The following is a 12,445-nucleotide window of genomic DNA, read 5'->3' on the forward strand; positions in this document are numbered from 1 at the left end:
CGCTTCAAGGTGCTACTGCCCGGGGGCGGCGGGACGGCCCATCTTGTTACCTACGGGACGGGCGGGTCGGCCGTTTCGACTGCCGTACCCTCTCCCCATGTCGCTCTACGCCGCGTACGCCGGCAACCTCGACGCGCGGCTGATGACGCGCCGCGCACCGCACTCGCCGCTGCGCGCGACCGGCTGGCTGAACGGATGGCGGCTGACCTTCGGCGGCGAGCAGATGGGCTGGGAGGGCGCGCTCGCGACCCTCGTCGAGGACCCCGCGTCGCAGGTCTTCGTGGCGCTGTACGACCTCGCGCCGCTGGACGAGGAGTCGATGGACCGCTGGGAGGGCGTCGGCCTCGGCATCTACCGCCGGATGCGGGTCCGGGTGCACACCCTGGAGAGCGAGGAGTCGGCGTGGGTGTACGTCCTCGACGCGTACGAGGGCGGTCTGCCCTCCGCCCGGTACCTCGGCGAGATCGCGGACGCGGCCGAGTCGGCGGGCGCGCCCCACGACTATGTGATGGAACTCCGCAAGCGACCGTGCTGACGCGGACGTCACCCCTTTCGTCGGAAACGACAAGACAACGATCGGCAACCCGTTCGCTCTGTCATCTACGCGCGTAGGCGGAAACCGGCTACGCTCATCCGCGTGAACGCATCTCTTCTTCCGGACGACATTCAGGGCGACCCGCACGCCGCCGCCGACGCCGCCGCCGCGCGCCTGCGCGAACTGACCGGCGCCGAGACCCACGACGTCGCCCTGGTGATGGGCTCCGGCTGGGCGCCGGCCGTGGACGCCCTCGGCGCTCCCGACGCCGAGTTCCAGGTCACCGAGCTGCCCGGCTTCCCGCCGCCGGCGGTCGAGGGCCACGGCGGCAAGATCCGCTCGTACCAGATCGGTGAGAAGCGGGCCCTGGTCTTCCTGGGCCGCACGCACTACTACGAGGGCCGCGGGGTGGCCGCCGTCGCGCACGGCGTCCGTACGGCGGTCGCGGCCGGCTGCAAGACGATCGTCCTCACCAACGGCTGCGGCGGCCTGCGCGAGGGCATGCGCCCCGGCCAGCCGGTCCTGATCAGCGACCACATCAACCTCACGGCGACCTCCCCGATCATCGGCGCGAACTTCGTCGACCTGACCGACCTCTACTCCCCCCGCCTGCGCGCCCTGTGCAAGGAGATCGACCCCACGCTGGAGGAGGGCGTCTACGCCCAGTTCCCCGGCCCGCACTACGAGACCCCGGCCGAGATCCGCATGGCCCGCGTCATCGGCGCGGACCTGGTGGGCATGTCGACGGTCCTGGAAGCGATCGCCGCCCGCGAGGCAGGCGCGGAGATCCTCGGCATCTCCCTGGTGACAAACCTCGCCGCAGGCATGACGGGCGAACCGCTGAACCACGAGGAGGTCCTCCAGGCGGGCCGCGACTCAGCAACGCGCATGGGCGCACTACTGGCCCAGGTACTGGGCCGCATCTGAGACTCGCCCAACGGGATGTCGTACGGCGGCTGCGGCCCGGCGGGGGCTGATCGCGCGGTTCCCCGCCCCTGGGTGGCAGTGGACGTGCGCCACGACGGGACCGTCAGCCGCCGCGCCCGCCCCCACGGACCGTTGGCCGCCGACGGCGCGCAGGGGACGGGGTGGGGGGTGTCCGCCCGCAGCGGCCGGCGTCAGTCACCGAGCACCACGCAAGACACCGAGCCGCCGGCCCGAGGACGGACACCCCCCACCCCGGCCCCGACCCGAAACCCACCCGCACGCGCTGCACCAGCCCCCACCGAACCGCAGCAGGCCGCCGCAGGCATCAGGGGCGCGGGGAACTGCGCAAAAACGCCCGCCCCCACCGACCCGCACACAGAACCGCAAAACCGCCGGAGGCAACCGTGCACGACGATCTCATCGCCCGGGCCACAACCTGGCTCACCGAGGACCCCGACCCGGACACCCGCGCCGAGCTCGCCGCCCTCATCGAGGCCGGAGACGTCACCGAACTAGAAGCCCGCTTCGCCGGCACCCTCCAGTTCGGCACCGCAGGCCTCCGCGGCGAACTGGGCGCGGGCCCGATGCGCATGAACCGCGCGGTCGTCATCCGCGCCGCCGCCGGCCTGGCCGCGTACCTCAAGAAGCAGGGCAGCTCCGACGGCCTCGTCGTCATCGGCTACGACGCCCGCCACAAATCAGCAGACTTCGCACGGGACACCGCGGCCGTGATGACCGGCGCGGGCCTCACCGCGGCGGTCCTCCCCCGCCCCCTCCCCACCCCCGTCCTGGCGTACGCCATAAGGCACCTCGGCGCGGTGGCCGGCGTGGAGGTCACCGCCAGCCACAACCCGCCCCGGGACAACGGCTACAAGGTCTACCTCGGCGACGGCTCCCAGATCGTCCCGCCCGCGGACGCGGAGATCGCCGCAGAGATCGACGCCATCCGCTCCCTCGACGACGTCCCCCGCCCCGACACCGGCTGGCAGACCCTCGACGACGCCGTCCTGGACGCCTACCTGGCCCGCACGGACGCGGTACTGACCGCCGGCTCCCCCCGCACGGCCCGCACCGTCTACACGGCGATGCACGGCGTCGGCAAGGACACCCTCCTCGCCGCCTTCGCCCGAGCCGGTTTCCCCGCCCCGGAACTCGTCGCCGAACAGGCCGAGCCCGACCCGGACTTCCCGACCGTCGCCTTCCCCAACCCGGAAGAGCCCGGCGCGATGGACCTCGCCTTCGCGAAGGCCGCCGAGACGGACCCGGACCTGATCATCGCGAACGACCCCGACGCGGACCGCTGCGCGGTGGCGGTCAAGGAGGACGGCGCCTGGCGCATGCTGAGGGGCGACGAGGTGGGCGCCCTCCTCGCCGCCCACCTGGTCCGCCGCGGAGCACAGGGCACCTTCGCCGAGTCGATCGTCTCCTCCTCCCTGCTCGGCCAGATCGCCGAGAAGGCCGGCCTGCCCTACGAGGAGACCCTCACCGGCTTCAAGTGGATCGCCCGCGTCGACGGTCTGCGCTACGGCTACGAGGAGGCCCTCGGCTACTGCGTGGACCCCGAGGGCGTCCGGGACAAGGACGGCATCACCGCCGCCCTGCTGATCACGGAGCTGGCGTCGGAGCTGAAGGAGGAGGGCCGTACGCTGCTCGACCTCCTCGACGACCTGGCCCTGGAGCACGGGCTGCACGCCACCGACCAGCTCTCGGTCCGGGTGCAGGACCTCTCGGTCATCGCCGACGCCATGCGGCGCCTGCGCGAGCGGCCGCCGACCGAGCTGGCGGGTCTGGCCGTCGCCCGGGCGGAGGACCTGACCCGGGGCACCGACAGGCTGCCGCCCACGGACGGCCTGCGGTACACCCTGGACGGCGCCCGCGTCATCGTCCGGCCCAGCGGCACCGAGCCCAAGCTCAAGTGCTACCTGGAGGTCGTGGTCCCGGTCCCGGGCCACGCCGAGCTGCCCGCGGCCCGCGCGAAGGCGACGGAGCTGCTGGCGGCGATCAAGCGGGACCTGTCCGCGGCGGCCGGCATCTGAGCCACGCCGCGGCATCCGAGCCGCCCGTTGGGGCGTCCTGACCGACCAGGGCGCCCCAACGGGTGATTTCACGAGGTCGACTGACGCGCGCTCCCCGCCCCGGCGCCCACCCCGGGAATGGTGGACGGGCACCCGTCCGCCGAGCCCCGGAGCCGCCCCGTGTCCTCGACCGCCCCCAAGACCGCGCCCGGCGGCGGCATCCCGGGCAGCCGGCGCCCCGAGTCCGTGCCCCGCCGCCATCCCGTCGTCGTCGCCCTGCGCCGCGCGGCCCCGGCGCTCGGCGCCTTTCTCGCCGTACGCCTGGCCGGTCTGCTGTTCCTCGCGCTGTGGGCCCATCACCAGGACCACGGGGTGTGGCCGATCCTGGCGCGGCAGTGGGACGCGAAGTGGTACCTCGGCATCGCGGACCACGGCTATGCCCGGCGTGTCGGCACCGAGGGAAGCAATCTGGCGTTCTTCCCGCTCCACCCGGTCCTGGTCAAGGCGGTCGCGGCCGTCACCCCCGGCACCCGGGCCACCACCGGGCTCTGTCTGGCCGTGGCCGCCTCCTTCGCCGCGGCCTGGGGTGTCTTCGCGGTGGGCGACCGTCTGTACGGCCGCCGGGTCGGGGTTTTGCTGACGACCCTGTGGGCCGCGTACCCGGTCGGTCTGGTGCAGTGGATGGGCTACACCGAGTCCCTGTTCACCGCGTGTGCGGCCTGGTCGCTGTACGCCGTGCTGGCCCGCAGCTGGCTGTGGGCGGCGGCGCTGGCCGTGCTCGCGGGGCTGACCCGGCCGACCGGTATCGCGGTGGCCGCCGCGGTCACCGTGACGGCGCTGCTCTCCCTGCGCGGCGGCTTCTCGGCACGTGCTCTGACGGCCGCCCTGCTCGCGCCGCTGGGTTGGTGCGGGTTCCTCGCCTGGGTGGGGTGGCGGGTGGGCCGCTGGGACGGCTACTTCGCCGAGCAGCGGGCGTGGAGCAACGAGATGGACGGCGGCCTGCGGACCCTGCGCGAGATCCGCCAGCTGCTGGTCCGGGATGCCACCCCGCATCTGTTCCTGGTGCTGGTGACGGCGGTGCTGATCGCCTCGGTGGTGCTCTTCGCCCTGTCGGTGCGGGACCGCCAGCCGCTTGTCCTGCTGGTGTTCACGGGCGTCCTGCTGGTCATCGTCGTGACCAGCGGCGGTGTCTACTTCCCGCGTGCCCGCTACCTCCTGCCCGCCTTCCCCCTGTTGCTCCCCCTCGCGCTCCGCCTGGCCCACGCCCCCCGCCGCCACCGCGTCCTGGCCCTGACGGCCGCGGTGTCGGGCTCGGTGTACTGGGGCGCGCACATGGTCCTGGTGTGGACGGGGGCGCCATGACGGCCGCGTGCTACGGGATCAGCACCAGCGCCGCCGCGAAGACGACTCCCAGGGCCACGGCGAGGGGCCACTGGGGGCGCCCCCGTTCCCGCCCGCTCGCCGCGACCGCGGGTCGCAGTGCCGGGTCCTGCCACATCGCGGTGATCTCGGCGGCGGCGCGCTCGTAGGGGTGGGTCCAGCCCAGCCGTCGCTCCAGCCCGGGCCAGCGGGGGCTGTGGACCGTCCAGGTGGGGAAGGCCGCGCGGTGGCTGTCGAGCTTGAGCTCGGTGCCCTTGCAGCGGGCCACGCGCAGGTGGTCCCAGGCGATGTGGTGGGTGCGGCGGAAGCCGTTGCACCACAGGCCCTCGCGGTCGGCGGTGACGGTCCAGGCGAGCTTGCGCGAGAGCAGCAGGGCGCCGCCGAGCACCACCAGGCCGCCGAGGACGTAACGCCACAACCAGCCGGTCTCGTCCAGGGTGAAGTGGCCGAACCACAGGACCAGGACCAGTGCCGTCAGCCGTTCGAGCCAGCCGGCGTGCCAGCGTCGTACGGTCCCGGAGCCGAGTGCGGCGGCCGCCTCCCCGGCGGCCCGCCGGCCCAGCTCCCGGTACACCGCCTTACGGGTCCCGGCCCGCTTCTCGTCCACGATGCGGTCGCGTCCGAACCGGTCCGACAGAGGCCGTACGGGCCCTTGCGAGCGCTCGACCAGCGGCGGCTCGCCGGGCTCCTCGTCGGCGCTGACGAGAAGGATCTCGGCGCCGTCGTACGGGGCGCCGTACAGGACGGCCTCGCGCAGGGGGCCGGGCTCCTCCACGTCGATCCGGTCGAGGGCCTCCCGCATCTCCGCCTCGGCCGCCTCCTCGTCGAAGTCGTCGTCCGCTTCCTCGAAGAAGGGTTCGCCCTCGTCCTCGGGCTCCGACATCGAGACGGTGAACAGGGGGCGCAGCGCGCCCAGGTCGTCGGCCGCGTAGACCTCGGTGTCCACGTCGGCGTTCTCCCGTACGAGCACGCGGAGGACGGGGGCGGGCGCGCCGCGCAGGGCGGCGGCGCGGCGGCGGCCGAGGAGTCCGGAGAGGACGGCGGTGAGGCCGAGCCCGATGACGTAGAGGCCCGTCGCCGCGAGTACGTGGTCGTCTCCGGGCCCGAATGTCGCGACCCCCGCGGCACCGGCCGCTGTCACGGCCAGCCCGAACGAGGCCAGAAGCTTGCCCCGCCGGAACGTCTTGCCCTCGTCCGGCGGTACGGCCTTCGCCCCGCCGGCCGCCGCCAGGGCCGCCGCCCGCTGCCGTCCGCGCGCGACGAGCCGGAGCAGGGCGAGCGCCCAGGCCAGCAGCAGGAACGCGAGCACGGGCAGGGTCACCGGCCACGGCAGTGGCTGCTGGGCGGGGACCAGGAAGAGCAGAACCGGCACCGAGACCCGTACGACCTCGGGCCGTACCGCCAGCCAGATCGCGTGGAGCGCGAGGACGGCCGCGGCCCACGGGCTCAGGTCGGTGGACAGCGCCAGGGCGCCGGAGCCGAGCAGGCCGGCCAGGACCACCCCGACCAGCGGTCCCATGCCGAGCCGCACCGGCACCCACCGGGCGGGCAGCGCCTGTGTCCACCGCCGGGCCTGTTCCCCGTCCAGGGGCAGGCAGCCGTCGGGTATCGCGGAGGCGGGCAGCGGCAGGGGCCGCTTGAGGTTCGTGCTCATCGTCTTCCAGACTCTCGGACCACAGACGTGGTTGCGGTCCTCGGGTCCTTGTTCGGGGCGGCACACCGAGGTGAGGCCGCATCGTCACCCCGGAAGCCGTGAAAGGACAGGCGTCTCAGCCTGTTGCGATCAAGATCACCAGCAGTACCGCTCCCGCGACCACCGGCGCGAAGATCTCGTACGCCCAGCGCACGGTCACCTCGCCCCGGGCGCTCTCCGCCGTCCCGCGTGTCTCCATGAGCTCGCGCAGATCGTCCATGATCTTGTCGGTCTCGGCCCGGACCGGCCCGGCGTCGGGGGCGGCGCCACCGCCGCCGAAGCCGAGCCGCAACCCGGTACCGCCGCCGCGCTCGGCGCGCGCGTCCTTGCGCGCCGCCCTCTTGCGGGCGCGCAGCGACACCGGAACGGCCCAGAGCTGGAACTTTGTCCCGGACTCGGCGACGACCTCGTTGGAGTAACCGGATCGCAGCGCGGCGACCTGGCCCCAGGGCAGCACGATCACGCGGAACGGGTTGCGGACGCGCAGCCGGTCCTCGCCCGCGTAGACGGCCGGCCGGACCGTGAAGGCGACGATCAGCGGGATCACGAGGATCATCGAGGCGAGCGCCAGCCAGGGGGTGCGGTCCTCGCCCTGGACCAGGGCGTCGATGCCGAGCCAGAGGGAGATGGCGAGCAGCAGGACGCCTCCGGCGATACCGGCGGGCGACCGGTAGATCCGGTCCTTGGACTCGGGTGCCGGAGGCTGCGGCGCTGGTGACTCGTGGTCCGGGGTCGTCATGGTGCCGATTCTCCACGACGGTGCCGCCAGCGCTCGTACGCGGTCCCCGCGTCAAGGACGAACGTCCGGGGGTGTACAGCCGCTACGCGCGTAGATATGCTCGTCTGGTGACCATGCCCACCACTGCATCTCCCGCACACCCGCTTACGGATGTCACCGCGTCCGACAGCACGCTGCGTCGCTTCCTGCACGGGCTGCCCGGCGTCGACGCGGTCGGCCTGGAGGCGCGCGCCGCCTCTCTCGGCACCCGTTCCATCAAGACGACCGCCAAGGCGTACGCCATCGACCTCGCCATCTCGATGGTCGACCTGACGACGCTGGAAGGCGCGGACACCCCCGGAAAGGTCCGGGCGCTCGGCGCCAAGGCGGTCCACCCCGACCCGACCGACCGCACGACCCCGGCCACGGCCGCCGTCTGCGTCTATCCCGACATGGTGCCCGCCGCCAAGGAGGCCGTCGCCGGCTCCTCGGTGAAGGTCGCCTCGGTGGCCACCGCCTTCCCCGCGGGCCGCGCCGCGCTGCCGGTGAAGCTCGCCGACGTCCACGACGCCGTGGCCGCGGGCGCCGACGAGATCGACATGGTCATCGACCGCGGGGCGTTCCTCGCGGGCCACTACCTGAAGGTCTACGACGAGATCGTCGCCGTGAAGGAGGCCTGCGGGACCAGCGCCCGGCTCAAGGTCATCTTCGAGACCGGTGAGCTCTCGACGTACGACAACATCCGCCGCGCGAGCTGGCTCGGCATGCTGGCCGGCGCGGACTTCATCAAGACCTCCACCGGCAAGGTCGCGGTCAACGCCACCCCGGCCAACACCCTGCTGATGCTGGAGGCGGTGCGCGACTTCCGCGCCCAGACCGGTGTCCAGGTCGGTGTGAAGCCGGCCGGCGGCATCCGCACCACCAAGGACGCCGTCAAGTTCCTCGTGCTGGTCAACGAGACCGTGGGCGAGGACTGGCTGGACAACCACTGGTTCCGCTTCGGCGCCTCCTCGCTTCTGAACGACCTGCTGATGCAGCGTCAGAAGCTGGCCACCGGCCGTTACTCCGGCCCCGACTACGTGACGGTGGACTGATCCACATGGCATCTGCATTCGAGTACGCACCGGCGCCCGAGTCCCGCGCGGTCGTCGACATCGCTCCGTCCTACGGCCTGTTCATCGACGGCGAGTTCACCGAGGCGGCCGACGGCAAGGTCTTCAAGACCGTCAGCCCCGCCACCGAGGAGGTCCTCTCCGAGGTGGCCCAGGCCGGCGCGGCGGACGTCGACCGGGCCGTGGCGGCCGCCCGCAAGGCCTTCGAGAAGTGGTCCGCGCTGCCCGGCGCCGAGCGCGCCAAGTACCTGTTCCGGATCGCCCGGATCATCCAGGAGCGCAGCCGTGAACTCGCGGTCCTGGAGACCCTGGACAACGGCAAGCCCATCAAGGAGACGAGGGACGCCGACCTCCCCCTGGTGGCGGCCCACTTCTTCTACTACGCGGGCTGGGCCGACAAGCTCGACCACGCCGGCTTCGGCGCGAACCCGCGTCCGCTGGGCGTGGCCGGCCAGGTCATCCCCTGGAACTTCCCGCTGCTGATGCTGGCCTGGAAGATCGCCCCGGCCCTCGCGACCGGCAACACGGTGGTCCTGAAGCCGGCGGAGACCACTCCCCTGTCGGCGTTGTTCTTCGCGGACATCTGCCGCCAGGCCGGTCTCCCCAAGGGCGTCGTCAACATCCTCCCCGGTTACGGCGACGCGGGCGCGGCCCTCGTCGAGCACCCCGACGTGAACAAGGTGGCCTTCACCGGCTCCACGGCGGTCGGCAAGGCCATCGCCCGGCAGGTGGCGGGCACGCGGAAGAAGGTCACCCTCGAACTGGGCGGCAAGGGCGCCAACATCGTCTTCGACGACGCCCCGATCGACCAGGCCGTCGAGGGCATCGTCACCGGCATCTTCTTCAACCAGGGCCAGGTCTGCTGCGCGGGCTCCCGGCTGCTGGTCCAGGAGTCGATCCAGGACGAGCTGCTGGACTCCCTCAAGCGCAGGCTCTCCACGCTCCGCCTCGGCGACCCGCTGGACAAGAACACCGACATCGGCGCGATCAACTCCGCGGAGCAGCTCTCCCGGATCACCACCCTCGTCGAACAGGGCGAGGCGGAGGGCGCCGAACGCTGGGCGCCGGCCTGCGAACTGCCCTCCTCCGGCTACTGGTTCGCCCCGACGCTCTTCACCAACGTCACCCAGGCGCACACCATCGCCCGCGACGAGATCTTCGGCCCGGTCCTGTCGGTCCTGACCTTCCGTACGCCGGACGAGGCCGTCGCCAAGGCCAACAACAGCCAGTACGGCCTCTCGGCGGGCATCTGGACGGAGAAGGGCTCCCGGATCCTCGCCGTCGCGGGCAAGCTGCGCGCGGGCGTCATCTGGTCCAACACGTTCAACAAGTTCGACCCGACCTCGCCGTTCGGCGGCTACAAGGAGTCGGGCTTCGGCCGCGAGGGCGGTCGGCACGGCCTGGAGGCGTACCTCGATGTCTGACCGTCTGCGTGTCTTCAAGACCTACAAGCTGTACGTCGGCGGGAAGTTCCCGCGTTCCGAGAGCGGCCGGGTGTACGAGGTGACGGACTCCAAGGGCGACTGGCTGGCCAACGCACCGCAGTCGAGCCGCAAGGACGCCCGCGACGCGGTCGTCGCCGCCCGCAAGGCGTTCGGCGGCTGGGCGGGGGCCACCGCCTACAACCGCGGTCAGATCCTCTACCGGGTCGCCGAGATGCTGGAGGGCCGCAAGGCGCAGTTCGTGCGCGAGGTGGCCGACGCCGAGGGGCTGTCGAAGTCCAAGGCGGCCGAGCAGGTCGACGCCACTGTCGACCGCTGGGTCTGGTACGCCGGCTGGACCGACAAGATCGCCCAGGTGGTCGGTGGCGGCAACCCGGTCGCGGGCCCCTTCTTCAACCTCTCCACCCCGGAGCCGACCGGCGTGGTGGCCGTGCTGGCGCCGCAGGAGTCGTCCTTCCTGGGCCTGGTCTCGGTCCTCGCCCCGGTGATCGCCACCGGCAACACGGCGGTCCTGGTCGCCTCGGAGAAGTCCCCGCTGCCCGCCCTCTCCCTGGGCGAGGTGCTGGCCACCTCCGACGTGCCCGGCGGAGTCGTCAACGTCCTGTCCGGCCGTACGGCGGAGCTCGCGGCGCCGCTCGCCGCGCACCAGGACGTCAACGCGATCGACCTCGCGGGCGCCGATGACGACCTGGCCAAGGAGCTGGAGATCGCGGCGGCCGACAACCTCAAGCGCGTGCTGCGTCCACAGGCTGTGGATTATTCGGTGACCCCGGGCATCGACCGCATGACGGCGTTCCTGGAGACCAAGACGGTCTGGCACCCGACGGGATCGCTGGGCGCGTCGGGCTCGTCGTACTGAGCCCCTGAGAGCCGGAGAGCCGCGTCTCCCCTCCGTCCGGGGGTGACGCGGCTCTTCGCTGTCCGGGGGTGACGCGGCTCTTCGCCGTCCGCTCAGCCGTTGTTGAGCAGCCCCGCCGCCTGCCCGACCACCGGGAGGCCGCCGATCGACTGCGCCTGCGCCACCGGGCCGGTCAGCGCCTGCGAGGTCAGGGGCTGGAAGTCGGCGAGCTGGGTGCCGAGTCCGTTGTCGAGGGGGTCGACGCCGGTGCCCGCGAGGGGGTTGGGCTTGAGGTTGGTCACCGGGCCGGTGACGTAGCCGACCGTGGCGGTGAGGCCCTGGAGTCCGGACTGCGGGTCGATCTTGCCCAGCGAGGTGGGGCGGGTGCGCACCAGCTCGTCCATGACCGGCTGGGTGTCCGCGGCGGCCGTCGCCGCGCCCGCGCCCAGGGCCACGCCCGCGGTCGCGAGGGCGGCCAGCGCGCGCTGGGTGGTGGGGATGGAGGAAGACGCGTGTCGGGGCATTGCTGGAGCCACCTTCGACTTGCTCAAGGTAATCAGGTCGACACGAAGGGTAGTTGACGTCCGGCGTACGCTCCACCGCCGACCCGCGAATGCCGGCGCCGAGGGGGTCCTCGCCGTGTGACGCGCACTGCAAAGCCGGTCCCCGGGGTCGATGAACACCAGGTGAATGCCGCACACTGGTGTCCCGTGAGCTCCCCTTCGTCCATACCGACGCGAGTCGTGCTGCTCTGCGGCCCCTCCGGCTCCGGCAAGTCCCTCCTCGCGGCCCGTTCCGGTCTTCCGGTGCTCAGGCTCGACGACTTCTACAAGGAGGGCGACGACCCGACCCTGCCGCTGGTGGCGGGGAGCTCCGACATCGACTGGGACCACCCCGGGTCCTGGGACGCGGACGTCGCCGTCGCGGCCATCGTCGAGCTGTGCCGCACGGGCCGTACCGACGTCCCGACCTACGACATCGCGCTGAGCGCCCGCACCGGCGCGGAGCGCGTCGACATCGGGCGGACCCCGCTGTTCATCGCGGAGGGCATCTTCGCCGCCGAGATCGTCACGCGCTGCCGCGAACTCGGCGTCCTCGCCGACGCGCTGTGCCTGAGCCGCGGGCCCGTCCAGACGTTCCGCCGGCGCTTCCTGCGGGACCTCAAGGAGGGCCGCAAGTCCGTGCCGTTCCTCCTGCGGCGCGGCTGGCGGCTGATGCGGCAGGAGCGCACGATCGTCTCCCGTCAGACCGCGCTGGGCGCCCACGCCTGCGGCAAGGACGAGGCGTTGGGCCGCCTCGCCACGGCCGCCGCGGGCCGTCACCCGGCGGCCTCGGCACCGGCGGCCTGAACGAACCCGGTGCCCACGCCGTCGTAGGACCATGACGAATCGACGTGGAGCAGTGTGGGTGGCGGCCGCGATGCTGGTTTTGTGCGGATGCGCGGAGTCGACCGGCTCGGCCTCCTGCGCGGGCACGGTGACCTATGACGGGCGGCGCTATCTGCCCGCCGAGAAGTCCGTCTTCACCGTGGGCGAGCGGCTGGGCACGGCGACGGTCGAGGAGTGCGACGACACCGGCGACGGCGTGGCGGACGGCTCCGCCGAGCGTACGACCGGGGCGTACGCGATCAAGGGCGTGGACCCCGCCGAGAGCGTCGCCGTGGGGGACACGCCCGCCGAGGCGGCTCCCATGGCGGCCCGCTGAGCACACACCAAAGCGGGACTGGACGGGCCCCCCGGCCCTCCAGCCCCGCGTCGGTACCTCCCCCGTGGTGGTGCTTCCCCC

12 protein-coding genes are annotated in these 12,445 nt (G+C 72.6%); 9 read left to right on the top strand and 3 right to left on the bottom strand.

Annotated features, from left to right (window positions below):
• Positions 1–97 precede the first annotated feature (97 nt).
• From ACZ56U_RS24925 to ACZ56U_RS24940, 4 genes are all read left to right on the top strand, one after another.
• Positions 98–535, top strand: coding sequence for a gamma-glutamylcyclotransferase family protein (locus ACZ56U_RS24925; RefSeq protein ID WP_469086209.1), 438 nt, complete (start codon positions 98–100; stop codon positions 533–535).
• Positions 536–637: 102 nt separating this feature from the next.
• Positions 638–1,462, top strand: coding sequence for a purine-nucleoside phosphorylase (locus ACZ56U_RS24930; RefSeq protein WP_391234795.1), 825 nt, complete (start codon positions 638–640; stop codon positions 1,460–1,462).
• 404 nt (positions 1,463–1,866) lie between these two features.
• Positions 1,867–3,498 (top strand): phospho-sugar mutase, encoded by a 1,632-nt coding sequence (locus tag ACZ56U_RS24935; protein ID WP_469086210.1) that lies wholly within the window; start codon positions 1,867–1,869, stop codon positions 3,496–3,498.
• A gap of 159 nt (positions 3,499–3,657) precedes the next feature.
• Positions 3,658–4,839 (top strand): hypothetical protein, encoded by a 1,182-nt coding sequence (locus ACZ56U_RS24940; protein ID WP_469086211.1) that lies wholly within the window; start codon positions 3,658–3,660, stop codon positions 4,837–4,839.
• 10 nt (positions 4,840–4,849) lie between these two features.
• Here ACZ56U_RS24940 and ACZ56U_RS24945 read toward each other — a convergent pair whose 3' ends face one another.
• Together ACZ56U_RS24945 and ACZ56U_RS24950 are read right to left on the bottom strand one after the other, a co-directional pair.
• Complete coding sequence (locus tag ACZ56U_RS24945; protein ID WP_469086212.1) at positions 4,850–6,511, bottom strand: hypothetical protein; 1,662 nt, start codon at positions 6,509–6,511, stop codon at positions 4,850–4,852.
• A 115-nt stretch (positions 6,512–6,626) separates the two neighbouring features.
• Positions 6,627–7,289 (bottom strand): PH domain-containing protein, encoded by a 663-nt coding sequence (locus ACZ56U_RS24950; RefSeq protein WP_469086213.1) that lies wholly within the window; start codon positions 7,287–7,289, stop codon positions 6,627–6,629.
• Between the two features lie 107 nt (positions 7,290–7,396).
• Between ACZ56U_RS24950 and deoC the strand changes: the two genes are divergently transcribed.
• The 3 genes from deoC to ACZ56U_RS24965 are packed head-to-tail and all read left to right on the top strand — an operon-like array spanning position 7,397 to position 10,681.
• Positions 7,397–8,362, top strand: coding sequence for a deoxyribose-phosphate aldolase (gene deoC / locus ACZ56U_RS24955; protein ID WP_469086214.1), 966 nt, complete (start codon positions 7,397–7,399; stop codon positions 8,360–8,362).
• A gap of 5 nt (positions 8,363–8,367) precedes the next feature.
• Positions 8,368–9,804 (top strand): aldehyde dehydrogenase family protein, encoded by a 1,437-nt coding sequence (locus ACZ56U_RS24960; RefSeq protein WP_469086215.1) that lies wholly within the window; start codon positions 8,368–8,370, stop codon positions 9,802–9,804.
• Positions 9,797–10,681, top strand: coding sequence for an aldehyde dehydrogenase family protein (locus ACZ56U_RS24965; RefSeq protein WP_469086216.1), 885 nt, complete (start codon positions 9,797–9,799; stop codon positions 10,679–10,681). The genes ACZ56U_RS24960 and ACZ56U_RS24965 overlap by 8 nt, the downstream gene beginning before the upstream one ends.
• A gap of 92 nt (positions 10,682–10,773) precedes the next feature.
• Here the strand turns inward: ACZ56U_RS24965 and ACZ56U_RS24970 are convergent, their stop codons facing one another.
• Positions 10,774–11,184, bottom strand: a complete 411-nt coding sequence (locus tag ACZ56U_RS24970; protein WP_469086217.1) for a hypothetical protein — start codon at positions 11,182–11,184, stop codon at positions 10,774–10,776.
• Between the two features lie 186 nt (positions 11,185–11,370).
• Here ACZ56U_RS24970 and ACZ56U_RS24975 point away from each other — a divergent pair, with 186 nt between their 5' ends.
• Positions 11,371–12,009 carry a uridine kinase family protein gene (locus tag ACZ56U_RS24975; protein ID WP_469086218.1) on the top strand — a complete coding sequence of 213 codons (639 nt, stop codon included), beginning with the start codon at positions 11,371–11,373 and terminating at the stop codon, positions 12,007–12,009.
• Positions 12,010–12,040: 31 nt separating this feature from the next.
• Entirely contained in the window at positions 12,041–12,364 is a 324-nt protein-coding gene (locus tag ACZ56U_RS24980; protein ID WP_469086219.1) for a DUF6281 family protein, read from the top strand.
• The last annotated feature ends 81 nt before the right edge of the window (positions 12,365–12,445 follow it).

The organism is Streptomyces sp. NPDC034103, from assembly GCF_055575395.1.